Source organism: Bradyrhizobium sp. CCH5-F6 (assembly GCF_001556045.1).
In the GTDB taxonomy this organism is placed as follows: domain Bacteria; phylum Pseudomonadota; class Alphaproteobacteria; order Rhizobiales; family Xanthobacteraceae; genus Bradyrhizobium.
Genome location: NZ_LSIC01000200.1, coordinates 29,846 through 52,410 on the forward strand (window position 1 = coordinate 29,846; position 22,565 = coordinate 52,410).

Sequence of the window (22,565 nt, forward strand, 5' to 3'; positions counted from 1 at the left end):
CCTACTTCGCCTTCTTGGCTTTGGCCTTCTTCGCCTTGGCCGCCTTCTTCGCCGGCTTCTCCTTTGCCGTCTTCTCCGCCTTCACCGCAACCGGCGTGCTGGCGGCCAGACGCATCGATCGCGCGTAGCTGTCGGCGACGTTGTCGGCCGACATCTGAAGACGCTTGGCGGCGGCGGTGGCCTGCTCCATGGTGGCCTTGGCCATCATCTTGAAGCGGTCGCTGGTCTCCTTGCCCTTGGCCTTGGCCGCAAGGCCGTTGAAGCGATCCCGCCGCTCCTTGGCGCGGGTCATCAGGCCCGTATGCAGCTGTCTGGCCAGTTGCCGGATCACGACATCCAGGTCGGCGTCCGCCATGTTCTCTCATCCCCTTCGAAAAACGGTATCGATGCGGCGGGACTATGCAGATCGGGCACCGCCTTGGCAATTGCCGCCTCGGCGTCATCCGCAGCTTCCGGCCTACAAAGCAAAAGGGCCGCGCGGTTCGCACGGCCCTCTCGCTTGGCTTGGCGCCTTCTGCCTCACTTCAGCGAGGCCACCGGGCCGTTCGATGCCGCCGGCTCGGGATCGAAGCCGAACACGCCGACCAGATATTTGTAATAGTCCGGCATCTTCTCGTTGAGCGCCCCGCGCGACTTTGGATCGTGGAATTCGCTCTTTCCAGCCAGGAAGATGCTGGCGGTGACCGCAAAGAACTCCATGGGATTCTTCATCGCATAGGCGTCCTTGGGCAACAGGTCCTTGGACTTGGCCAGGACGTAGTAGGCGATCACGCCCTTGTTGGCGTAGCCGTCCGGCAGCAGCCGCGCGTGATAGGCATGCAGCAGCTCGTGCAGCAGCACGGCTTCCTTTTCATACCGCATCATGTCCGGGCGCAGCATGATGACGCCGAGGCCCGAATCGACCGCGAGGTCGACGGCATTCGGATTGGTCCAGCGCTGCTTGTTGGGATCCCAGAACGTCAAGGTCCGCGGAGCGGTGCGCTGGATGTTCGGCGTGACCCTGCCGTAGCACGCGGTCGCGGCGCCCTCATCGAGGCAGGCCAGCTCGCTCGCGACGATCGGAACGGTGTGGAAGAAACGCAGCACGCGCGGCGAGAGGCCGACGCCTTCGACCACGTCGATCTGACTCTTCAGATTCTCGGTGAGCTTGTCGACGTCCTTGCGGTCGCGATTCTCCGAAATGTCGAACATGTAGCCGCGATAGCTCTGGAAGCCCGGCGGCAAGGCCTGCGCGGCCTCGCTGGACGCATCGAGCGATCCGGCACTGGATGGATTGGCAAAGAGCGCGCCGACGATGGTCGCGGTCAGCAGCAACGCAATGCGCATCATGAACCCCCTGATGTCACTTCGCCCGGCACGATAGGCCGCCTTTGTTTGCGAAAAGTGAGTGCGGCGAGACTAAGGCACCGATGTTGAGGGCTGCTTAATCGTCGGTTGCGGATCGCTGCGGTGGATTAGGGTCGGGTTAACCAAGGCAATGCCGCGCGCGGCAGCCCATCTCCGTCATCCCGAGGTGGCCGCTTCTTGGCGGCCCTCGAAGGATGACGGAGCGGGCACTGAGGTATAGGTTCATTGGCGGGCAACAAGCCCGAAAGTTCAGACAGCCGGAAGGAGGATGCCATGTACGCCGCCATCCGTCAGGCCAAGGCGAAAAGCGGGAGCGCGGAAGAGCTGGCGCGCCGCATCAAGGACGGCGCCGTTCCGATCATCAGCGACGTCGAGGGTTTTCGCGCCTATTACGTCGTCTATGCCGGCGACGACACGGTCACCGCGATCTCGATCTTCGACAAGTTCGAGCAGGCCGAGGAGGCGAACAAGCGTGCCATCGCCTGGATCGAGAAGGACCTGGGCCCGCTGCTGGCCGGCGAGGCGCGCGCCGTGGCGGGGCCGGTGATCGTGCATACGCTGGCGTGAGGGTCGGATCGCTCTCGCCTGACACTCAACTGTCATCGCCCGCGAAGGCGGGCGATCCAGTACTCCGCGGCGGTTGTGATGGAGCCGATGGGCCGGGGCGTACTCGATGCCCCGCTTTCGCGTGGCATGACAGCGGTGGGTGTTGCGTGCGCCTTCCGCCAAACGCGTAGCCGTGCCTCACAGCTCCCGTGCATTCGAGAACGCAAAGCTCGACACCCTTCTCGTCGTCTCGTCCAGGATCAGTGTGCGCGTGATCGGGGGCTCGGCGCGCTGGGCGCAGTTCTCGCGCTCGCAGAGGCGGCAGTTGACGCCGATCGGCGTGCCCTCGGTCTTTTCGAGGTCCATGCCGGCAGCATAAGTCAGGCGGGCGGCGTGGCGGATCTCGCAGCCGAGACCAATGGCGAAGCGCGGCTGCGGCAACGGATGCGGCGCCACGGGCCGGCGCACCATCTGCGCGATCGAGAAATAGCGCGTGCCGTCGGGCAGCTCGATCACCTGCTTGAGCAGGCGGTCCGGCGTATCGAAGGTCGAGTGCACGTTCCACAGCGGGCAGGTGCCGCCGAATTTCGAGAACGGGAAGGTGCCGGACGAGAAGCGCTTCGAGACGTTGCCGGCATTGTCGACGCGCAAGAGGAAGAACGGAATGCCGCGCGCATTCGGCCGTTGCAGGGTGGTGAGGCGATGGCAGACCTGCTCGAAGCCGGAATTGAAGCGCTGCGCCAGCAGATGGATGTCGTAGTTGAGCGCTTCGGCGGCGGCCAGGAATGCCGGGTAGGGCATCATCACGGCCGCCGCAAAATAGTTGGCGAGTGTGATGCGGAATAGCCGCCGCGGCGTATCGTCGAGCGGGCCGGCGCGGCCGATGATGGTCTCCAGATGCTGCGCGCATTCGCCCAGGCCCAGCTGGAAGGCGAGCTGGAAGGCGCGGCCGGGCGGGTCGACCAGCTCGGAGATCAGCAGCTGGCGGCGGTGGCGGTCGAAACGCCGAAGCGTCTCGCGCATCACGTCCACGGGCATGATGCGGGTCTGGATCGAATGCTTTTCGCGCAAGCGCGCGGCGAGCGCCGCATAGAGCCCTTCGGCGGGAACGTTCAGCTCGTCGCGCAGATTTTCCGCAGCCTGCTCCAATTCCGGGAAATAGTTGCGGTTGGCCTCGATCAGCTCGCGGACGCGCTCGACCGGATTGGCCTCATAGCGCGTGCCGACGTCGCGGTCCGCCATCTGTGCGGCGGCCAGCGTCTCGCCCTGCCGGGCCTCGGTGTAGGCGGCATAGAGCCGCTGTAGCGCATGGGTGACGCCGGGGCAGAGCTCGGCGAGGTCGCGCAGCTCCTGCTTGGGCACGTCGATCTGCCGGAACAAGGGATCCGAGAAGATCTCGTTGAGCTCGGCGAAGAAGCGGTCCTCGTCGGCGGTGGCGAGGTCACGCAAATCGAGGTCATAGGTCTCGGCCAGCCGCAGCAGGATTTGCGCCGTCACCGGGCGCTGGTTGCGCTCGATCAGGTTGACATAGCTTGGCGAGATCCCGAGCCCCTCGGCGATCTGGGTCTGCGAGAGCCCCAATTGCTGCCGGATGCGCCGAAAGCGGGGACCGACGAAGAGTTTCTTGCCGGACTCGGCGGCCATTTCTCAGATCTCCACACGCTAACAAGGTCAGTTTAACTGACCTATTATTTACAAGATTTACAAAATGACATCTATTACAAGTTCAGATGTTACATGACATCACCATTCAAAGACAAGGCATCTATACGAAGTTTCCGTTTTCGCGTTTAGCTCCTGACACGCATCTCGCAATGCACTGTCAAGAATGTCGATGGCGACGTCCATCGAGCGAAAGGATCAGGTTCATGAATTACCAGCCCCGTGGCATCAGCCCCCTCCTGCGTCCGGCCTCTTATCAGAGCGAGGTCGAGGCAGCCCAGGCGCTCCTTGCGACCCAGCCGACCTGGAACGGGGTGACGGCCGAGGCCGTCGCACGCATGCGCCTGCAGAACCGCTTCAAGACCGGCCTCGATGTTGCCCGCTACACCGCGGCCCTGATGCGGGCCGACATGGCCGCCTATGACGGCGATCCCACCAAGTACACCCAGTCGCTCGGCTGCTGGCACGGCTTCATCGCCCAGCAGAAGCTGATCTCGGTCAAGAAGCACTTCGGCAAGACCGATCGCACCTACCTCTATCTGTCGGGCTGGATGATCGCTGCCCTGCGCTCCGAGTTCGGCCCGCTGCCCGACCAGTCGATGCACGAGAAGACCTCGGTGCCGGCTCTGATCGAGGAGCTCTACACCTTCCTGCGTCAGGCCGACGCGCGCGAGCTGAACGACATCTTCCGCAGCCTCGACAAGGCCCGCAAGGAAGGCGACAAGACCCGCGAGAAGGAGCTTATCGAGAAGATCGACAACTTCCAGACCCACGTCGTCCCCGTCATCGCCGACATCGATGCCGGCTTCGGCAATGCCGAGGCGACCTATCTGCTGGCCAAGAAGATGATCGAGGCGGGCGCCTGCGCGCTGCAGATCGAGAACCAGGTCTCGGACGAGAAGCAGTGCGGCCATCAGGACGGCAAGGTCACCGTGCCGCACGACGTCTTCCTAGCGAAGATCCGTGCCTGCCGCCACGCCTTCCTCGAGCTCGGCGTCGAAGACGGCGTCGTCGTGACCCGCACCGACTCGCTCGGTGCCGGCCTGACGCAGCAGATCGCGGTCAGCCACAAGCCCGGCGACATCGGCGACCAGTACAACAGCTTCCTGGATTGCGAGGAAGTGACGGCGGAGAACGCCCGGAACGGTGACGTCATCATCAACCGCAACGGCAAGATGATGCGCCCGAAGCGGCTGCCCTCCAACCTCTACCAGTTCCGCCCGGGCACCGGCGAAGACCGCTGCGTGCTGGACTGCATCACCTCGCTGCAGAACGGCGCCGATCTGCTCTGGATCGAGACCGAGAAGCCGCATATCGAGCAGATCGCCAAGATGGTCGATCGCATCCGCAAGGTGGTTCCGAACGCCAAGCTCGCCTACAACAACTCGCCGTCGTTCAACTGGACGCTCAACTTCCGTTGGCAGGTCTATGACGCGATGAAGGAGGCCGGCAAGGACGTCAGCAAGTACAACCGTGCCGAGCTGATGAAGGCGGAGTACGACGACACTGAGCTGGCGAAGGAAGCCGACGAGCGCATCCGCACCTTCCAGGCGGATTCGGCCAAGCGTGCCGGCATCTTCCACCACCTGATCACGCTGCCGACCTATCACACGGCGGCACTGTCCACCGACAATCTCGCCCGCGAGTATTTCGGCGAGCAGGGCATGCTGGGCTACGTCAAGAACGTCCAGCGCGCCGAGATCCGTCAGGGCATCGCCTGCGTGAAGCATCAGAACATGGCCGGCTCCGACATCGGCGACGACCACAAGGAGTACTTCGCCGGCGAGGCGGCCCTGAAGGCGGGCGGCGCGCACAACACGATGAACCAGTTCGGCTAACGCATCACGCTATTCGACAGGAGACTGACAATGACCAAAGGCAGCAATTTCTGGGTGATCGGCGGTGAGTTCGGCTCGATGAACTTCCACAAGCTCGTGGAAGGCTCGGCCCAGGTGCAGGGTCCGTTCAAGACCCGCAAGGAAGCCGAAGATGCCTGGCGCACGGTCTCGGAAGAGAACCGCCACAAGGCCGGCGTCCGCTTCTCGATCGTGGAAGAGCCGCAGCGCGCCCCGGCAGCCTGATCAGCTGCCGGCCTGAAACAAGAAGACGTCCAAGGACGGACGGTCCCATCCAGGCGCTGCCTGGGTGGGATCGTCTGCTTTTGGGACAGGTGAAACGACTGTGGGTGCTGTAAGTATCTGGAATTGTGGGGCCTTTGCGGAGAGGGTGGTTGCTGATAGGTTAATGCAGGAAAGTCGAGGACGAGGCCGACAATGTCAGAGCCCGAGACCAGCGGGACCCATCCCGGCCAGCCGCGCCCGGTGAGGCTGCGCGATGCGCTGCTGCGCGCGCGGATCGAGGCGGCCGATAGGACCGGCGTCGTCGTCGATCTCAGGGACGCCGAGGTGGCACGGCTCGAGATCCTGAATGATGCGCTCGATCCCCTGTTCGCGCAGGTGCCTGACAAGATCGATCTGTTCGACCGCGGCATCAGCCAGGGCGATACGCCGAGACTCTGGATCGACGTCGTCGCCCACATCGTGATGGGGCGCGACAAGCGGATGTACCGCTTCGTCCAGGACACCCGCTTCGGCCGCATCGTGCTCGCCGAATCGCACGATACCGCCGTGATCGTCGAAGCCGTGACCGACTATGTCGCGCGCCGCATGGTCGAGCGCGAGCGCGCGATGGTGGTCCCGCCACCGCAAGCCCCGGCCGCCGCGCCACCGCGCCGCTCGCGCCTCTGGCCGTTCGTGTTCGGCTTCGTGCTGGGCGCCGCCGCGTTGTTCGGCGTCGCCGTGGTCGCGGTCTTGCGGAGCTGGTGAGCAGCTGCTCCGTCATTCCGGGGCATGCGAAGCATGAACCCGGAATCCCTTCATCGCCGCGCATTTCATCGCCGCGCAGTGCCGTCCGATGGATTCCAGGCGCGCTTCGCGCGCCCGGAAAGACGACGTTCTCAAATCAAACGCACATGCTTGATCTGTCCGATCTGAAATCCGGTGCCGAGGCTGCGCACCGTCTGCTCGCAGCGCCAGCCGGCATTGTCCTTCTCGATCCTGAACAGGTTATACGCTGCCGCCGGATAGCGTCCGTGCGCGAGTGCGGAGGCCGAGGGCACGCCGACCGCGGGAATGTTGCCGTTGGGGCCTTCGACCCAGATCGTCGAATGAATGTGGTCGTGTCCATGCAGGATCAGCTCAACGCCGTGGCGCTTGAGCAGCGCCAGCAGAGCGGCCGCATCCGTCATCCGCTTATGCCGCGCGTCGGATTTCAGCGGATGATGCACCAGCAGCACGCGGAAGACGTCCTCGGCCGCGAGCCGTTCGAGCACCTCTTCGAGCGAGGCGAGCTGATCGGGCCCGAGCGTGCCCGTCGCCATCAGCGGCAGGGTCGGCACAGCCGTGGACAGGCTGATCAGCGCAAGCGGCCCGCGCCGGCGTACGGACGGAAAACCGATGCGGCCGTCGTCGCCGGCAAGATAGGGCGCAAACGTCTCACCGAAACGATGAAAGGTGGCACGGACATAGGCGTCATGGTTGCCGGGAATCGCGGTAACGTGCTCAGGCGGCCCGACACTCTCGAGCCAGGCGAGGGCCGGCGCGAATTCCGCCTCCAGCGCGAGGTTGACGAGATCGCCCGTCACCGCGATGTGGTCCGGCGCCTGCGCCTGCATGTCGGCGACGAGCGCGTCAAGCACCTCGCGGCGCTGGTATTTGTGGCGGTTGCGCGTCCAGTTGACGTAGCCGAACACGCGCTTGCCCGCGAGCTCGATCAGCCGCGGCTTCGGCAGGGGCGGCAGATGCGGGTCGGACAGATGGGCGAGCGTGATGGGGGCCATGGCGCGCGATTGCCTCGCTATTGCTCCGCTGTAATGGCAAGGTCGCGCCCGGCGCGCAAGCAGGCCTGAAACGGGGCGGCAAGGAAGCCTGATGGGTGAACGTCTGGACCGGGTGCGACGGAAAACCGAGCCGCTGTTGCGGCGGATCTTCCACGTCTATTTCCTCATCGTCCGCGGCATGACGCTCGGCGTCCGTGCCGTGGTGCTGGATTCCGAGAATCGTGTCTTCCTGGTCAGGCACAGCTACGTCAGCGGCTGGTATCTGCCCGGCGGCGGCGTCGACTTCGGCGAGACCATGGAGGAGGCGCTGCGGCGCGAGCTCAAGGAGGAGGGCGACATCGATCTCACCGGAGATGCCGTGCTGCACGGCGTCTTCCTCAACAGCCACGTGTCGCGCCGCGACCACGTCGCGGTCTACGTGGTCAGGCAGTTCAGCCAGGAGGGGCTGCCCCCGCCGAACCACGAGATCGCCGAATGCGGGTTCTTCCCGATCGTGGCGCTGCCCGAGGGCACGACGCCCGGCACACGGCTGCGGATCGCGGAGGTGATGGACGGCAAGCCCCCGATCGCGACGTGGCGCTGACCGCGGCCTGTGCTAGTAACCGGCTCGACGGGCGCACGGAAAACCGGATGAAGATTGCCAAACTCGCTTTCGGACTGATCTGTCTTGCCATCCTCGCCAGCAACATCGTCACGATGTCCCGCTGGAGCGAGGCGCGCGGGGTCTATGACGATATCTGCTATCTGCGGCAGGCGCATCTGTTCCAGCGCCTGGGCATCGGCGGATTCAACACCAATGCTGCCCTGGATTACGACCGTTATTTCGAAGGCAAGATGAAGCAGATTGCCTTCGCCGAATGGCAGGACCCGCTGCGCTGGCCGTGCCACAACCCGATGCCGAGCGGCAAGGTCGTGATGCAATATCCGCCGGGCACCGGATTCCTGCTGGCGCTGTTTCCCGAAGGCTACCAGGTGGTGCCGCTCTACATTGCCGCGAGCCTGATCGTCTGCGGCCTTGCGCTGGCAGGGATTGCCATGGCAAGCACGCTGCCCTCGATCGCCGGGGCCGGCCTGTTCGGCGCGCTCGCCGTCTATCTCATGATCAACCCGGCGAAGGCGAGCTATTCGGTCGCGCCGACCATGGCGGTGTGCGCGCTCGCCGGCTTCCTGACGGCGCTGTGGCTGACCAGGGACAGACGCAGCGTGCTGCTGATTACGCTGATTGGCCTTCTGCTCGGCGCATCCGTCAATTTCAGATTGCCGAATGCGTTGCTCGCGGCCGGCTATTGCCTGTTCCTGGCCGGCGCCTTCCTGTGGTCGCGGACGCGCGCGGATTTCGCGCAAGGCCTCTGCTTCGGCCTCGGTGCGCTCGTCGGCATGACGCCGACATTGATCGCCCAGGCCATCAACGCCGGCAGCCCGCTGGCGACGACCTATGGCAGCGCCGACGTTGTCCCGCCGGCCTTCGATCTCGCCGTTCTCGGCCAATATCTGCGCGACATGCAGTTCGTGCTCATCGTGCTGGCGATCGGCTCCACGGCATGGCTGTTGTTCAGGGGTGAGAGGAGCGTGCGGCAGGTTGCGCTCGTCGTCGGCGGCAATCTCGCGGTCAACCTCGTCTTCTTCCTCAGCCACCCGATCTTCACGCCCTATTACATCCTGCCGATTGCAATGCTGTCGCTGTGGACCGCCTCTTTCGCCTGGCTGATGCGGCCGGAGCAGGCACGGCAGGCTGCGCCGCACGGGCGCGAGCCTGCAAGCCTCGGAGCGCCGGCGCGATGACCCCAGCGCAACTTCGCATCGCGGTGCTGGTGCCCTGCTACAACGAGGAGGCGGCGGTCGCGACCGTCGTCGCAGATTTCCGCAAGGCGCTGCCCTCGGCGGAGATCTACGTCTACGACAACAATTCGCGCGACCGGACCGCCGCCGTCGCGCGCGAAGCCGGCGCCATCGTGCGCAGCGAGCGCCGGCAGGGCAAGGGTCACGTCGTGCGCCGCATGTTCGCGGACGTCGAGGCCGACGTCTATGTGCTGGTCGACGGTGATGCCACCTACGATGCTCCGAGCGCGCCGGGCATGATCGACAGGCTGCTCGATGATCGTCTCGACATGGTGGTCGGCCTTCGCGTCGGTCAGGCCCAGGCCGCTTACCGGCTCGGCCACCGCACCGGCAACCGCATGCTGACCGGCTTCCTGTCGTCGACCTTCGGCCACGCTTTCAAGGACATCCTGTCCGGCTACCGGGTGTTCTCGCGCCGCTTCGTCAAGTCCTTTCCCGTCCTCTCCGACGGCTTCGAGATCGAGACCGAGCTCGCGGTCTATGCGCTGGAATTGTCGCTGCCGGTCGCCGAGGTCGAGACGCCCTATTACGCGCGGCCCGAAGGCTCGTTCTCGAAGCTCAACACCTGGCGCGACGGCTTTCGCATCCTCGGCACCATGCTCAAGCTCTACCGTTCGGAGCGGCAATTGCGATTCTTCACGGGAATCGGAATCGTGCTGGCGGTGGTCTCGGTGATCCTGGCGATCCCGATCGTGATCACCTTCATCGAAACCGGCCTCGTGCCGCGCCTGCCCACCGCCGTGCTGTCGATGGGCCTGATGATCATGGCCCTGCTGTCGGTCTCGTCCGGGCTCGTGCTCGACACGGTCACGCGGGGGCGGCGGGAGATGAAGATGCTGGCCTACCTGTCCCAGCCTGCGTTGAAACGGGACTGACGTGGGGGCCGCCCCCCATGGACCTCCGCATTCGCAGATGCTACTCCGCCGGCTGACATGACCGATCTCTCACTGACCATCCTTCCCGAGGCTGCCGGCGACGCCCAAGCGATCGAGCGGCTGCACGAACGTACCTTCGGTCCCGGCCGCTTCGTGCTGAGCGCCTACCGGATTCGCGAGCACGTCGACCATCTGCTCGAACTGTCCTTCACCGCCCGCATCGGCACCCTGCTCGTCGGCTCCGTCAGGCAATTGCCGATCCTGATCGGCGACACGCCCGCGCTGCTGCTCGGGCCGCTCACGGTCGAGCCGCCGTTCCGCGGCCACGGCGTCGGCCGCCTGCTCATGGAGCGCGCTTTGAAGGACGCGAAGGAAAAGGGCCACGCCCTCGTGCTGCTGGTCGGCGACGAGCCCTATTACAGCCGCGTCGGCTTCAAGCCGGTCCCCAAGGGCCGCGTCACCATGCCGGGCCCGGTCGATGCCGCCCGTATCCTGGTGTTCGAACTCGTCGACGGTGCCTTCGAGGGCGTGTCGGGCCCGGTCGGTCCCGACTGGAGCAAGGCGCGGGGGTAGGGGCTCGCAAAGGCGGTGTGTGCCGGGGCCTTTAGGCCCCGACACGCGCGACGCTCAGAACTTGAAGTTTGCGAACGCCCGCACGCCGATGCCGGGCAACAGCACCTGATCCTTGTTGAAGGAGACGGCATTGCGGATGTTCTCGTTCAGCAGGTTGTTGCCGACGAGCCCAACATGCATCTCGCGCGCGCCGAACCAACTTTGATCGAGCTTCGTCCTGTAGCTGACCTCGGCCTTCAGCAGGTTGTAGCCCGGCGTCGGCGTCTCCGCGATCGATGCGATGTCGTTTTGCGCGAACGCGTGCAGCAGGTTGATCCGGGCAAACCAGTCGGCGTCACGATAGTACACACCACCGCCCAGCCGCTGGGGCGGAATGCGTGGCACGTTGGTGCCGTCGTCGAAGGTCGCGCGAACGATGTCGTATTGACCCTCGATGCCCCAGATCCCGTTCCAGACCGGCATTACGTCGTACTGGAACTGGAATTCGCCACCACGAAATGTCGCGTCGCGCTGCGAATAGACCGCCTGATTCAGTTCGAGGCCCGCGCCAAGCTGGCAAACGCCGTCCTCACACGTGTTGCCGGTCAGGCGCCGGTAGATAAAACCGTTGAACTTGGTGTAGTAGCCGGTGACTTCGAAGCGAAGCGGCCCTACCGCCCGTCGCAGTCCCGCCTCAACCGACTTGGCGGTCTCGATGCCGAGATTGGGATTGCCTATGTCGAAAGTGGTGGTGGCATCGTGGCCGCCCCGCGAAAACAATTCCGCCGGTTTCGGCGCACGCTCGACATATTGGCCTGTGATGCTCGCGACCAGATTCCAAGGAAGGTCGTGGATCAGGCCGATGCTCCCGCTCACCGGCGTGAAGTTGCGGTTGACCGCAGTTGCGGGGCCGATCGCGGCCGGATCGACAGTGAGGTCGAACACGTCGGGGACGAAGGCTGGCGCCGTTCCGCTCAACCTTGCGCTCTCGACGCGCCCGGCGATCTGAGCCTTGGTGGCTTCGCTGAACTTGAACTCGTTGAAGATGTACCCGGCGACCTTTGTGTTCTTGTTCGGATCGAATAGTCCGTTGATCGGGCTACCTGGATCGTCCGGACTCGGCGCGGTCAGCTTCTGGTGCGACGCCTGAACGCCCACAGCGGTGGTCAGCGCAGCAAAGCGGACGTCGAACGGCGCAAGTTGGACCTCGACGCGGCCTTCCTGTTCCTTGTTGGTGAAGGTTTGTCTCACGCCGAGGGAAGTGAGATCGGCAGAGTCGGCGAGCCCGACCTCGTCGTGTTTATAGTCGGTGGCCCCAGCCCAGAACCGGATCGCATCGATCGCCGCAGCGTCCGGCCGATACTCACCTTTGGTCGTGAACTTTGTTTGTCGTCCGTCGATCCGCGTCAGGAACTCGCTGCCTTCGATACCGGGAATGTGGTAGAGCGCGTTGTGCTGAGTGATCGCCGCGCCAACGTAGCCGCCATCGAAGATGTAAGAGCCACCGACGGATCCGCCGTAGGCCTGCGATGACGAATTCGGCTGGCGTCCGTTGAACGGCAGCGTCGGGTCGGTCAGGAACGGGTAGCTCGGGATGTTGTAGTCGCCGGCCTTGCGGCCAAAGGCATCGGCATGGACGGCAAAGTTACCGCCGCCGGCGTCGAGCAGCATGGCACCTTCGACGCCGCGATCGACCGACGTCACTGCCGTCCGTGTTTCCGCGGTGACGCAGCCCGGCGATCCCATGTTTGCCAGCGGCGCCTTGGTCGGGAGTCCGTAGGTCGGAAAGGGCGCCGTGCAGGACGGCAAGGCATCCGGAATTCGATTGTTGGTTGCGCTGACCACGCCGCCGATCGCGGTGGAGCCGTAGCGTAGCGTCGCCGGTCCGCGAATGACCTCGACCTGGTTGGTTGCCAGCGGATCAATCGGCACGAAGTGATCCTCGCCGAGATCGGACGCGCCGTTGCTGCCCGTTCCGTTCTCGACGATGCCGACGCGGTTGGTGTCGAGGCCGCGAATGATGGGACGGCTGGACGCGCCGGGTGCGTATTCGGAGCCGGTGATGCCCGGCTTCGAGAACAGGAGGTCGCCGAGCGTGCCGCCGCCGTTGCGGCGAATCTCCTCGTTCGGCACCACGGTGACGGTCGCGAACTGATCGGTCACAACAGGCAGCACGCCTTGCTGAGGCGCGGCAGGCGCCGGGGCTGCCGGTACTGGTTCAGCCGTTTGCTCACGGCTGCGCACCCGCGCGGTCCGCGTGCCGCCGCGCCCTGCGTTGCGGGAGGGCGCCACTGCTCTGCGTACGATCGGGCTCGGTGCCGTCACGGTGACCGCGGGGATCTCCGTCGATGATTTGTCTTGGGCCGGCTCTTGGGCGAAGGCGGGCGTGGCGGCGGCGCCGAGCAGGAGCAGGCTTGCTCCGCCCAGGCGCTGCGCGCGTCGCGATTTGAATGACATGGTCCTGATTCCAGCCAGGCCGTCCGCAGTTCGTCTGTTGATCGGAGGTGGCCTGCCGTCGCGGCGCGACGGAATTCGACTTCAACTTGTCCCAGCCATTCGCCTGCAAGCGGCGAGGCTGGGCGTGATCAAGCGTTGGAAGTCAGGACGCGGGAGGGGCGCGAGGCTGGAATGCCGAGCCTGCGGATCTCAGATGGACGAATTCGGCATCCGTGGTGCGGCGGAGCAGCTCGATCGCCTGCGGCAGCAGCAGCACGGGCGGCGTTGCCGAAATGACGGTGCCAGCCATCGCAATGACGGCGCAGATCGCGCAACTCTCGTCGTGCGAATGCTCGCGGTCCGGACTTGAGGGCGATTGCTTCTGGACGGCGGCGCGGTCGATCGCAGCAACGCTCTTGGTGCTCTGCTGGGCATCGTTGGTCCGATGGAGCGACGATTGAGTGAGCGGCGTCGCCTGGGCGAACCAATGGCTGTGGCCGAACGTCAGCGCGAACTGCACCAGCAACGCGAACAACGCGAGCCGGGCGCCGTGCCTGATATTCGACCGGAACCACTTCATCTGAAACGCCACCCCCACACCGCGGAGCACCAAGTCCCTGATGCCGCGACGTTATAATGTAACATCGCTCGTTCGGTCTGCGGATGTCAACGGTGGGCCGGGGCTGCGCATGCACTCGGCCTGTCCGATGTGTCGTTCGGGCAACTAAGCATGATCCGGAAAAGTGCGCAGCGGTTTTCCGAAAAGATCATGCTTAAACAACAACCTAAAGCGCGATGACGATTCATCCCAATCGCATCGCGCTTTAGCGCCCCTCGCGAACCCAGGTCGCGGCGAAGGCGCCGAGCAGCAGCAACAGACCGACCAGGCCGGCGAAGATCGGCAGCACGCCGACGCCCTTCACCACGCTGGCGTCGCGCATCCGCACGCCCATCCAGCCATCGCCGTGGAAGACGCCCACCGAGCGCACCGGCAGGATGCGCGGCAGCTCGACGCTCGTGCCGTCGACCACGCGCACGGCATTGCCGCCAGTCGCCAGGGTCAGCGGCTTCAGGGCCTCGGTGGTGGAGGTGACTTCCGAAAACTCCCTCGGATTGGTCGGGCCGACATTGATCAGCGCCTTCAGCGTGCCGTCGGTGGCCTGCCACAGGCCGAGCTCGTTCGCCGGCAGGCTGGCGCGCCATTCGCCGGGATCGGCAGACGCCAGCGTCATATCGTGCGACACGCCCGATGGCGAAGTCACGCTCACCGGCTGGACGCTGTCCGCCATGGTCTGACGCACCACGACGAGATCCTTGCCCTGCACCTGGAGGCGCAGCGCTTCTTCGTCGAGATCAGGTTGCTTCATCAGCCAGTGTGACGTCCGCCTGAGCAGATCGAGATGCGGCCCTCCGCCCTCATACCCGCGCGCCCACAGCCAGATGTGGTCGGAGAGCAGCAGTGCGACGCGTCCCTCGCCGAAACGCGACAAGAACAGCAGCGGCTTGCCGTCGACGCCGGTCATCACGGGCGGATTGACCGCGTTGCGCGTATCGACCGTGCGGAAGAATCGACTCCAGCGCGGCGGCTCGGATCCCGAGCCCTCCAGCCCGCGCGTGACGGGATGGCGTTTGCCGACGTCCGACAGATGCGCATAGAAAGGCTTTTCCGTCACGCCGACCGGTTCTGCCGGCAGCACCGAATCCAGCGGCGTGCGCCAGATGCTGGTGTTGGAGGCGTAGTCGGGACCGGCGGAGACCAGCACCGCGCCGCCGCCGCGCACATAGCGCGCGATGTTGTCGAAATAGGCGATCGGGAGCACGCCCTGGCGGGCGTAGCGGTCGAAGATGATCAGCTGGAATTCGTTGATCTTCTGCTGGAACAATTCGCGGGTCGGAAACGCGATCAGCGACAATTCGTTGATCGGCGTGCCGTCCTGCTTCTCCGGCGGCCGCAGAATGGTGAAATGCACGAGGTCGACGCTGGCGTCGGACTTCAAGAGATTGCGCCAGGTTCGCTCGCCCGAATGCGGCTCGCCCGAGACCAGCAGCACGCGCAGCTTGTCGCGCACGCCGTCGATGGCGACGACGGCGCGGTTGTTCACCGGCGTCAATTCGCGTTCGAGCGGCGAGGCCTCGATCTCGACGATGTTCGGGCCGGCATGCTTGATGTCGACGTCGACGCTGGCGGCCTGGCCGCTCGACAGCGTGCGCTCGTTGATGACCTCGCCGTCGCGGCGGACCGTGACCCTGGCGCGCTCGCCGGAGACGCCCTGGTCGTCGAGCCGGTAGCTGATGGTCTGGGTCTGCCCGACGATGCCGAAGCGCGGCGCTGCCGTGATCGCGATGCGGCGGTCGCGCTCGTCCTTCTGTCCGGTGATCAGCGCGTGCACCGGCGCCTGGAAGCCGAGCCCGGCGGCATTCGCGGGGATGTCGTGCACGCGGCCGTCGGTGATCAGGAAGGCGCCGGCGACGCGGTCGACCGGCACGTCCGCCAATGCGGAGGCGAGGGCGCCGAACAGTTTCGTGCCGTCGGTCTCGCCGTCGGCTTGTCCGGCCTCGACGACGCGGACTTCGAGGCCTTTGATCTTCTTCAGGCTGTCGACCAGCGCCTCCTGGGCCTGGGCTGCCTCACGATTGCGGTTGCCGAAATTCTGGCTCGGGCTCTTGTCGACGACGACGGCCGCGACCGAGGTGAGGGGATCGCGGTCCTCGCGGGTGAAGGAGGGATTGGCGAGCGCCAGCAGGAACAGCGCGAGCGCGGCCACGCGCACCGCAGCGCCGCGCGCGCGTGCAAGCAGCAGCACGAGCGCGATGACGACGATCGCTGCCAGCGCGAGCCACAGGACGATCGCGGGAACAAGCGGTGTGAACGCAATGCCGTAATTCATGTCGGTCCTATTGCCCCAGCCGTTCGATCAGCGCCGGAGCGTGCACCTGGTCGGCCTTGTAGTTGCCGGTCAGCGTGTACATCACGATGTTGGCGCCCGCGCGGTAGGCGAATTCGCGCTGGCGGGCGTCGCCGCCGGTCACCGGCAGCATGGCTTGTCCGTCGGGCCGCAAGGCCCAGGCGCCGGCGAGATCGTTCGAGGTGATGATGATCGGCGAGACGCCGTCGCCGCCGCGCGCCGGCCGCTGCGCACTGTCGTCGTCGTCTTCGCGCGGCAAGGTCTCGACCCAGGTCTGGCCGGCGGTGAAGCGGCCGGGGAAGTCGCGCAGCAGATAGAAGGTCTTGGTCAGCACGTGCTCGCGCGGGACCGGCTCGAGTTCGGGCACGTCGAGCGAGGAAAGTATCTCGCGCAGCGTCTGCATGCCCGGGGTCTGCGACGCCCCGTTCGCGCCGGGTGGTGCCTCGATCGCGTCGCGGGTGTCGAACAGCACGGTGCCGCCCTGCTTCATGTAGGCGTCGATCTTGTTGATGGCGTCCTGCGGTGGCTTCGGCGCGCCCGGTACGATCGGCCAGTAGATCAGCGGGAAGAAGGCGAGCTCGTCGCGCGCGGGATCGATGCCGACGGGATCGCCGGCCTCGAGCGCCGTGCGCTGGGCCAGGAACAGCGTCAGCCCGTTCATGCCCGCTTTGACGATCGAATCGACGTCGGCATTGCCCGTCACGACATAGGCGAGGCGGGTCTGCGACACCGCCTTCATCGCGAACTCGTCCGCGGCGCTGTCGGCGCGCGCCGGCGTCGGCGCAAACGACATCAGGCCTGCAAGCACCAGGGCGAACACGATCATGGCCGGCGCAGCGCGGCGGCGCAGCAGCGCGGCAATTCCGCCGCCGAGCACCGCGACGATGATGGCGTCGATCAGGAACAGCGCGAGCGCCGTCGACAGCAGCCAGCCGCGCAAGTCGCGCGGCTCGGAATTGGTGTAAGTGGCGTGCCGGGCGCGAAGGCTGGCGGTGTTCAGGGCCGCGATGCGGTCGGCGGCAGCAAGCGTGTTCACGGCAAGCGGTCCTTCTGCCGGACCATAGAAGCCCGGCGGATGATCGGGTGTGGCGCGGTCGCGATAGTCCGCGGGCAGCGGCTTTGCGGTGGCGGGCGGTGGGCCGAACGCGCCGAAACCGTCGAGGATGTGCAGCGGCGCCACCGTCTCGGTGGTCGCTTCGCTGGCGACGCCGGCGCCGGGCTTGGCGGTGTAGCCGGACATGTCGACGACCCGCCGCAGCATTTCGACGAAGATGCCCGACATCGGCAGATCCGACCAGCGCATGTCGGCGCTGACGTGGAACAGGCTGACGAGGCCCTTGCCGCGTTGCTCGCCGGTCACCAGCGGCGTGCCGTCTTCGAGCGAGGCCCAGCTCTTGGTGGCGAGCACCGCGTCGGGCTCGGCCAGCACCTGGCGGCTCACGGTGACGTCCTTGGGGACCGCGACGCCGGCAAACGGACCGTCGGCCGCGAACGAGGCGAGATGCTGCGGCTTCTCCCATGTCAGGCTGCCGCCCAGCGTGCGGCCGCCCTTGCGCAGCTTGACGGGCACGAGGTCGTCCTCGGCCTGCGCGAGCCTCGGCCCTGCGAACCGCACCAGCACGCCGCCCTGGTCGATCCAGGCATTGAGGCGCTCGCGGACTTCAGGGGAGATGGTGCCGACATCGGCGAGGATGATCATCGGCAGCTTCTGGTCGAGGAACTGGGTGATGCCCTGCTGCGGTGAGCCCTTGTCGGCGAGCCGGACGTCGGCGAACGGCGCCAGCGCGCGGGTGAGGTAGAAGGTCGGCGCCAGCAGCGGCTGCGCGGTCTCGCTCGTCGAGCCCGAGATGATGCCGATGGCGCGGCGACGCCAGCGCTTGTCGAGCAGCTGCACCGCGCCGGCGGAGCGCTCGCCGGATATTTCGAGCCGGCTGATATCGTTGCGCAGCTCGACCGGCAGGTCGAACGCGGCTTCGGTTTCCTTGTCCTGCGGGCCGAAAGAATAGCGGGCTTCTCCGATCGGCGAGGCCTTCTGGTCGAGCGCGCGCACGGTGCCGGCCGCGATGCCGCCGTCGGTGCGCAGCACCTTCACCGTCATCTTCGCCGCTGCGTTCTCTGCCGCGACCAGCGCCAGCGGCGAGGAGGTGCCGCCTTGGAAAATGGTCAGGCTGCGATCGCCGATGGTCTTGCCGAGGCCCTGCACGAAGTCCTCGCCGCGGCCGGTGTCGACGCCGTCGGACAGCCAGGCGATCTCGCAGTCGCCGGTGACTTTGAGGAAACGGTCGATCGCGGCCAGCGTCTCGACGCGATCGATCGAATGGGGCTTCGGCGAAAGCTGCCGCAGCGCGACGCGTGCCGCACCCGCCGGCATCAGGGTGATGTCGCGGTTCGGCTCCGACAGCGGCACCAGCGCAATGGCGCGGCGGTCGTTGTCGGCGTTGGCGATCAACTCGTCGGCGGTCCGGATCCTGACGTCCCAGTGCGATGCGGCGCTCCAGCCGTCGTCGAACATGATCATCAGCGGCGCCTTGCTGCCGGCGGCGCCTGTCTGCGGATTCCAGATCGGGCCGGCGGCGGCGAAGATCACCAGCGCGGCGGCGAGCAGGCGGAGCGCCGTCAGCCACCACGGCGTCCGCGAAGGCGTCTCTTCCCTGGGTGCGATGTCGAACAGCAGCCGCGTCGGCGGAAACTCGATGCGGCGCGGCCGCGGCGGCATCACGCGCAAGAGCCACCACAGCACGGGCAGGCTGACGAGGCCGATCAGCAGCAGCGGTTGCGTGAAGGCGAGCGGCAATCCCATCATGCGGCCGGCCCCGCCTTGATCGTCGTGGTGCGGGCGCCCGACTTGCTCACCTGCATGCCGGCATGCAGGAACAGCAGGAGCTCCGCGGCCGAGCGGTCGGTCGCGTGCGTCGTGAACAGCCAGTCGAGCTTGTTGGTCTCGGCGCGGATCTGGTCGCGATGCAGCGCGAGCCGCGCGGTATAGTCCTGCGCCCAGCTCTCGGCGCGGCCGGCGGTGATCACGCCGAAACCTTCCGGCTCGACGAACTCGACGCGGCCGGAATAGGGGAAGCTTTCCTCGGCGGGATCGACGACCTGCACCAGCGTGCCATGCGCGCCGGAGCCGGAGAGCCCCGCCAGCGTCGTCCTGATCTCCGCGATGGGCGACCAGAAATCCGACAGCACGATCGTCTCGGCCAGCGCCGCGGGCACGAAGGAGGGCGGCAGGCTCAGGCGGTCGGCATCGTCATGCAGCATCGCCTGCGCCATCTTGTCGATCACGCTGCGGCTCGCGGTCGGGGCCAACAGCCCGGGAATGCCGACGCGCTCGCCGCCGGCCACCAGCAACTCGGCCAGCGCGAAGGCGACGATCAGCGTCCGCTCGAGCTTGGACTCGCGCGCGGTCTTGGAAGCGAAAGCCATCGAGGGCGAGCGGTCGGACCAGATCCAGACCGTGTGCGAGGCTTCCCATTCGAGCTCGCGGACATAGAGATGGTCGTCACGCGCCGAACGGCGCCAGTCGACATTCTGCGACGGCTCGCCCGAGACGAAGCGGCGGTACTGCCAGAAATTTTCGCCGGAGCCGGCGCGACGGCGGCCGTGCAGGCCGTGGATGACGTTGGCGGCGATGCGGCGGGCTTCGAGCACCAGGCGCGGCAGCGAAGCGGCGAGCGTGCGGCTTTCGCCATCGGCACGTCGGATCGCCAGTGTCTCCTTCGCCGCGTGCCCGTTCTCCGCTGCCATCAACCGATCCGTGTCTTCAATTGCCGGATCACGTCCGCAATCGTGCGGCCTTCCGCGCGCGCCTGGAACGTCAGCGCCATGCGGTGCTTCAGCACGGGTTCGGCGAGGTCGAGCACGTCGTCGATCGAGGGCGCGAGGCGTCCGTCGATCAGCGCACGGGCGCGCACCGCCAGCATCAGCGATTGGCTGGCGCGCGGGCCGGGGCCCCAGGCGATCAATTTGCCGGCTTCGCCGGCGTCCGGACCGGGGCGGGCGGAGCGCACCAGCGACAGGATCGCCTCCACGACGGAATCGCCGACCGGCAGGCGCCGGATCAGTCGCTGCGCGGTGATCAGCGCATCCGCGGTCATCGAGCCCCTGGCCAGCGTCTCCTCCGCGCCAGTGGTCTCGAACAGGATGCGGCGCTCGGCATCGCGGTCGGGATAGTCGACGTCGATCTCCATGAGGAAGCGGTCGAGCTGGGCTTCGGGCAGCGGATAGGTGCCTTCCTGCTCCAGCGGGTTCTGCGTCGCCAGCACGTGGAACGGCTTCGGCAGGTCGTGCCGCGCGCCGGCAACGGTGATGTGCTGCTCCTGCATCGCCTGCAGCAATGCCGATTGCGTGCGCGGGCTGGCGCGGTTGATCTCGTCGGCCATCAGCAGCTGCGCGAACACGGGACCGGCAATGAAGCGGAAGGCGCGCTTGCCCGCGGTGCTCTCGTCCAGCACCTCGGCGCCGAGAATGTCCGACGGCATCAAATCGGGTGTGAACTGGATGCGCTTGGCATCGAGACCGAGCGTGACGCCGAGCGTCTCGACCAGCTTGGTCTTGGCGAGCCCCGGCACGCCGATCAGGAGCGCATGTCCGCCGGAGAGGATGGTGACGAGGGTGTTCTCGATCACGCGATCCTGGCCGAAGATGACGGAGGCGATCGCGTCCTTGGCCGCGCGAATCTGGCTCGACACCTGCTCGGCCGAACGGACGATCCCGTCCTCGAGTTTCTCGACACTCTCCGCCATTCGCTCGCTCCTTCAGCCTGCCACGCGGCTTGCTTGCACCGTCACGTCCGCACCGTCACGCCGGGTCATCACGCCAGATCATGGGCCCTATGCTAGACTTGCACGAAGGTCATGTATTCGTTGAATTAACCTATCCCCACCTTATCGGCTTCGGGGTATGTACGGCATCACGAAGTGGCGACCTCCACACCGGACTATTCCGGATGGAACCGCGCACCCGAGTACAACGTAGACCTGCACCAATCGTGCCAATCACAGAGTCAGGGCAAACCATGGCGAACCAAGGGCAGAGCGCCGATCGCGGTCTCGAGGGGCTGACTGCGGCCGCCAAAAGCGCTGTCAATGCCGATGGCGCCAAAAAGGGTCTGCCTCCGGTGCATCTGTGGAATCCGCCGTTTTGCGGCGATCTCGACATCCGAATCGCGTCCGATGGTACTTGGTTCTACTTGGGAACTCCAATCGGGCGTCCTGCCTTGGTCCGCCTGTTTTCGACCATCCTCAAGCGCGAGGGCGACAAGCATTTCCTGGTCACGCCCGTGGAGAAGGTCGGCATCCGCGTCGACGATGCGCCGTTCATGGCGGTCGAGATGCAGAAGGACGGCGAGGGCTCTCAGCGCGTGCTGCGCTTCCGCACCAATGTCGATGACTGGGTCACTTGCGATGCCGCGCACCGGCTGCGGTTCGAGCAGGCGCAGGATGGCGGGCTGACGCCGTATTTGCACGTCCGCGCCGACCTCTGGGCCAAGGTCACGAGGGCGCTCTATTACGATCTGGTTGACATGGGTGAGGAGCGGATGGTCGATGGCCGGCCGATGTTCGGTGTCGAGTCGGCCGGCGAATTCTTCGCCATGGCCGATGCGGAGCAGGTGAGGGCCGCGCTTTGAACAAGCCTATCAACAGAAGCGATCCCGCCATCTTGGGCGCGGCGGATTTCTTCGCCCGTTCGCGGGCGAAGCTCGGCTTCGACGTGCCGCCGGGCCTCTACGATCCGAACATCATCCCCGCCTCCGGCGATCCCGGCACCGACAAGATGCTCGAGATCATCGCGCGCGAGCAGCCGGTGCGGCCGGCGGCGGTCCTGATCGCGGTGGTGGACCATCCCGAGCCCACCATCCTGCTGACTCAGCGTTCGGCGCATCTCAACGACCATGCCGGCCAGATCGCGTTTCCCGGCGGCAAGATCGACGCGACCGATTCCTCGCCGCTGGATGCGGCGCTGCGCGAGGCCGAGGAGGAGGTCGGGCTGTCCAGAGATTTCGTCGAGCCGCTCGGCTACCTCGATCTCTACGGCACCGGCTTCGGCTTCCGAATCCTGCCGACGGTCGCCAGGGTCAGGCCGGGCTTTCAGCTCACCATCAACCAATCCGAGGTTGATGATGCGTTCGAGGTGCCGCTATCCTTCTTGATGAACCCGGTGAACCACCAGGTGCACAGCAAGGAATTCCGCGGCATGGAGCGGTCGTACTACGCGATGCCGTTCGCGGAGCGCTACATCTGGGGTGCGACCGCCGGAATGCTGCGTGTGCTCTATGAACGGATCTATTCATCATGATGCGGACGGTTCTGACCGAGATCGGAATCTTCCTCATCCCCTTCACCGTCTATGCGCTGTTCCTGGCGGCCACCCGATCCGGCCTGTTCGCGCGATCCTCCTGGCCGGTCGCGATCGTCGCGCGCCTCGCGCTGGTGGCGATCGTGCTTGTCATCGCAGGCCTGATCGGCCTTGCGCATTTCTCCGGCGCGCCGCCGGATTCGACCTACGTTCCCGCCCATATCGAGAACGGCAAGCTCGTGCCGGGCACGGAAAAATAGGGGCCGACCG

21 protein-coding genes are annotated in these 22,565 nt (G+C 65.9%); 11 read left to right on the plus strand and 10 right to left on the minus strand.

The genetic code is table 11. The features are described 5' to 3' along the window. Position 1 precedes the first annotated feature (1 nt). Together AX729_RS35145 and AX729_RS35150 are read right to left on the minus strand one after the other, a co-directional pair. Positions 2-355, minus strand: coding sequence for a hypothetical protein (locus tag AX729_RS35145; protein WP_061029045.1), 354 nt, complete (start codon positions 353-355; stop codon positions 2-4). A 164-nt stretch (positions 356-519) separates the two neighbouring features. After that, positions 520-1,326 (minus strand): hypothetical protein, encoded by an 807-nt coding sequence (locus AX729_RS35150; RefSeq protein WP_061029230.1) that lies wholly within the window; start codon positions 1,324-1,326, stop codon positions 520-522. A gap of 294 nt (positions 1,327-1,620) precedes the next feature. Between AX729_RS35150 and AX729_RS40845 the strand changes: the two genes are divergently transcribed. Continuing rightward, positions 1,621-1,914: an antibiotic biosynthesis monooxygenase gene (locus AX729_RS40845; RefSeq protein ID WP_061029047.1), complete on the plus strand. Its 294-nt coding sequence runs from the start codon at positions 1,621-1,623 to the stop codon at positions 1,912-1,914. A 177-nt stretch (positions 1,915-2,091) separates the two neighbouring features. Here AX729_RS40845 and AX729_RS35160 read toward each other — a convergent pair whose 3' ends face one another. Then, the gene (locus AX729_RS35160) at positions 2,092-3,537 is read right to left on the minus strand and encodes a helix-turn-helix domain-containing protein (protein WP_061029049.1); all 1,446 of its coding nucleotides are present in this window, start codon (positions 3,535-3,537) and stop codon (positions 2,092-2,094) included. 224 nt (positions 3,538-3,761) lie between these two features. On the opposite strand from AX729_RS35160, the gene AX729_RS35165 reads away from it, so the two are divergent. The 3 genes from AX729_RS35165 to AX729_RS35175 all read left to right on the plus strand — a co-directional run bounded on the left by AX729_RS35165 (position 3,762) and on the right by AX729_RS35175 (position 6,380). Beyond that, positions 3,762-5,393: an isocitrate lyase gene (locus tag AX729_RS35165; RefSeq protein WP_061029051.1), complete on the plus strand. Its 1,632-nt coding sequence runs from the start codon at positions 3,762-3,764 to the stop codon at positions 5,391-5,393. 30 nt (positions 5,394-5,423) lie between these two features. Then, complete coding sequence (locus AX729_RS35170; protein WP_061029053.1) at positions 5,424-5,636, plus strand: DUF4170 domain-containing protein; 213 nt, start codon at positions 5,424-5,426, stop codon at positions 5,634-5,636. A gap of 192 nt (positions 5,637-5,828) precedes the next feature. Then, complete coding sequence (locus tag AX729_RS35175; RefSeq protein ID WP_061029056.1) at positions 5,829-6,380, plus strand: hypothetical protein; 552 nt, start codon at positions 5,829-5,831, stop codon at positions 6,378-6,380. A 131-nt stretch (positions 6,381-6,511) separates the two neighbouring features. On the opposite strand, the gene AX729_RS35180 is transcribed toward AX729_RS35175, so the two are convergent. Next, positions 6,512-7,393, minus strand: a complete 882-nt coding sequence (locus AX729_RS35180) for a metallophosphoesterase family protein (RefSeq protein WP_061029058.1) — start codon at positions 7,391-7,393, stop codon at positions 6,512-6,514. Positions 7,394-7,484: 91 nt separating this feature from the next. Here AX729_RS35180 and AX729_RS35185 point away from each other — a divergent pair, with 91 nt between their 5' ends. Genes AX729_RS35185 through AX729_RS35200 form a run of 4 tightly spaced genes read left to right on the plus strand, consistent with a single transcriptional unit; the run spans position 7,485 to position 10,680 of the window. Continuing rightward, entirely contained in the window at positions 7,485-7,976 is a 492-nt protein-coding gene (locus AX729_RS35185) for an NUDIX domain-containing protein (protein ID WP_061029061.1), read from the plus strand. A gap of 47 nt (positions 7,977-8,023) precedes the next feature. Next, positions 8,024-9,175, plus strand: coding sequence for a hypothetical protein (locus AX729_RS35190; RefSeq protein WP_061029063.1), 1,152 nt, complete (start codon positions 8,024-8,026; stop codon positions 9,173-9,175). Then, complete coding sequence (locus tag AX729_RS35195; RefSeq protein ID WP_061029065.1) at positions 9,172-10,107, plus strand: glycosyltransferase family 2 protein; 936 nt, start codon at positions 9,172-9,174, stop codon at positions 10,105-10,107. Before AX729_RS35190 ends, AX729_RS35195 begins: the two co-directional genes overlap by 4 nt. 57 nt (positions 10,108-10,164) lie before the next feature. Further along, positions 10,165-10,680: a GNAT family N-acetyltransferase gene (locus AX729_RS35200; protein WP_061029067.1), complete on the plus strand. Its 516-nt coding sequence runs from the start codon at positions 10,165-10,167 to the stop codon at positions 10,678-10,680. A 54-nt stretch (positions 10,681-10,734) separates the two neighbouring features. Here the strand turns inward: AX729_RS35200 and AX729_RS35205 are convergent, their stop codons facing one another. The 6 genes from AX729_RS35205 to AX729_RS35230 all read right to left on the minus strand — a co-directional run bounded on the left by AX729_RS35205 (position 10,735) and on the right by AX729_RS35230 (position 20,743). Next, a complete protein-coding gene (locus tag AX729_RS35205; RefSeq protein WP_061029070.1) occupies positions 10,735-13,116 on the minus strand; it encodes a TonB-dependent receptor in 2,382 nt (793 codons plus the stop codon). Between the two features lie 142 nt (positions 13,117-13,258). Next, the gene (locus tag AX729_RS35210) at positions 13,259-13,675 is read right to left on the minus strand and encodes a DUF2946 domain-containing protein (RefSeq protein ID WP_061029072.1); all 417 of its coding nucleotides are present in this window, start codon (positions 13,673-13,675) and stop codon (positions 13,259-13,261) included. A 244-nt stretch (positions 13,676-13,919) separates the two neighbouring features. Next, complete coding sequence (locus AX729_RS35215; protein WP_061029074.1) at positions 13,920-15,983, minus strand: hypothetical protein; 2,064 nt, start codon at positions 15,981-15,983, stop codon at positions 13,920-13,922. A gap of 7 nt (positions 15,984-15,990) precedes the next feature. Next, the gene (locus AX729_RS35220) at positions 15,991-18,804 is read right to left on the minus strand and encodes a DUF4159 domain-containing protein (RefSeq protein ID WP_061029075.1); all 2,814 of its coding nucleotides are present in this window, start codon (positions 18,802-18,804) and stop codon (positions 15,991-15,993) included. Beyond that, positions 18,801-19,745, minus strand: a complete 945-nt coding sequence (locus tag AX729_RS35225) for a DUF58 domain-containing protein (RefSeq protein WP_061029077.1) — start codon at positions 19,743-19,745, stop codon at positions 18,801-18,803. Before AX729_RS35225 ends, AX729_RS35220 begins: the two co-directional genes overlap by 4 nt. After that, positions 19,745-20,743, minus strand: coding sequence for an AAA family ATPase (locus tag AX729_RS35230; protein WP_061029079.1), 999 nt, complete (start codon positions 20,741-20,743; stop codon positions 19,745-19,747). Before AX729_RS35230 ends, AX729_RS35225 begins: the two co-directional genes overlap by 1 nt. A gap of 272 nt (positions 20,744-21,015) precedes the next feature. Between AX729_RS35230 and AX729_RS35235 the strand changes: the two genes are divergently transcribed. The 3 genes from AX729_RS35235 to AX729_RS35245 are packed head-to-tail and all read left to right on the plus strand — an operon-like array spanning position 21,016 to position 22,555. Beyond that, positions 21,016-21,627, plus strand: coding sequence for a DUF1285 domain-containing protein (locus AX729_RS35235; RefSeq protein ID WP_061029082.1), 612 nt, complete (start codon positions 21,016-21,018; stop codon positions 21,625-21,627). Continuing rightward, positions 21,624-22,295 carry a CoA pyrophosphatase gene (locus tag AX729_RS35240; protein ID WP_061029084.1) on the plus strand — a complete coding sequence of 224 codons (672 nt, stop codon included), beginning with the start codon at positions 21,624-21,626 and terminating at the stop codon, positions 22,293-22,295. Before AX729_RS35235 ends, AX729_RS35240 begins: the two co-directional genes overlap by 4 nt. Further along, entirely contained in the window at positions 22,292-22,555 is a 264-nt protein-coding gene (locus AX729_RS35245) for a DUF6111 family protein (protein WP_061029086.1), read from the plus strand. The genes AX729_RS35240 and AX729_RS35245 overlap by 4 nt, the downstream gene beginning before the upstream one ends. The last annotated feature ends 10 nt before the right edge of the window (positions 22,556-22,565 follow it).

Bases quoted from the DNA above. Each gene is read 5' to 3' on its own strand.
- AX729_RS35145 (WP_061029045.1), bottom strand. From the start codon at position 355: ATGGCGGACGCCGACCTGGATGTCGTGATCCGGCAACTGGCCAGACAG.
- AX729_RS35150 (WP_061029230.1), bottom strand. From the start codon at position 1,326: ATGCGCATTGCGTTGCTGCTGACCGCGACCATCGTCGGCGCGCTCTTT.
- AX729_RS40845 (WP_061029047.1), top strand. From the start codon at position 1,621: ATGTACGCCGCCATCCGTCAGGCCAAGGCGAAAAGCGGGAGCGCGGAA.
- AX729_RS35160 (WP_061029049.1), bottom strand. From the start codon at position 3,537: ATGGCCGCCGAGTCCGGCAAGAAACTCTTCGTCGGTCCCCGCTTTCGG.
- AX729_RS35165 (WP_061029051.1), top strand. From the start codon at position 3,762: ATGAATTACCAGCCCCGTGGCATCAGCCCCCTCCTGCGTCCGGCCTCT.
- AX729_RS35170 (WP_061029053.1), top strand. From the start codon at position 5,424: ATGACCAAAGGCAGCAATTTCTGGGTGATCGGCGGTGAGTTCGGCTCG.
- AX729_RS35175 (WP_061029056.1), top strand. From the start codon at position 5,829: ATGTCAGAGCCCGAGACCAGCGGGACCCATCCCGGCCAGCCGCGCCCG.
- AX729_RS35180 (WP_061029058.1), bottom strand. From the start codon at position 7,393: ATGGCCCCCATCACGCTCGCCCATCTGTCCGACCCGCATCTGCCGCCC.
- AX729_RS35185 (WP_061029061.1), top strand. From the start codon at position 7,485: ATGGGTGAACGTCTGGACCGGGTGCGACGGAAAACCGAGCCGCTGTTG.
- AX729_RS35190 (WP_061029063.1), top strand. From the start codon at position 8,024: ATGAAGATTGCCAAACTCGCTTTCGGACTGATCTGTCTTGCCATCCTC.
- AX729_RS35195 (WP_061029065.1), top strand. From the start codon at position 9,172: ATGACCCCAGCGCAACTTCGCATCGCGGTGCTGGTGCCCTGCTACAAC.
- AX729_RS35200 (WP_061029067.1), top strand. From the start codon at position 10,165: ATGACCGATCTCTCACTGACCATCCTTCCCGAGGCTGCCGGCGACGCC.
- AX729_RS35205 (WP_061029070.1), bottom strand. From the start codon at position 13,116: ATGTCATTCAAATCGCGACGCGCGCAGCGCCTGGGCGGAGCAAGCCTG.
- AX729_RS35210 (WP_061029072.1), bottom strand. From the start codon at position 13,675: ATGAAGTGGTTCCGGTCGAATATCAGGCACGGCGCCCGGCTCGCGTTG.
- AX729_RS35215 (WP_061029074.1), bottom strand. From the start codon at position 15,983: ATGAATTACGGCATTGCGTTCACACCGCTTGTTCCCGCGATCGTCCTG.
- AX729_RS35220 (WP_061029075.1), bottom strand. From the start codon at position 18,804: ATGATGGGATTGCCGCTCGCCTTCACGCAACCGCTGCTGCTGATCGGC.
- AX729_RS35225 (WP_061029077.1), bottom strand. From the start codon at position 19,745: ATGGCAGCGGAGAACGGGCACGCGGCGAAGGAGACACTGGCGATCCGA.
- AX729_RS35230 (WP_061029079.1), bottom strand. From the start codon at position 20,743: ATGGCGGAGAGTGTCGAGAAACTCGAGGACGGGATCGTCCGTTCGGCC.
- AX729_RS35235 (WP_061029082.1), top strand. From the start codon at position 21,016: ATGGCGAACCAAGGGCAGAGCGCCGATCGCGGTCTCGAGGGGCTGACT.
- AX729_RS35245 (WP_061029086.1), top strand. From the start codon at position 22,292: ATGATGCGGACGGTTCTGACCGAGATCGGAATCTTCCTCATCCCCTTC.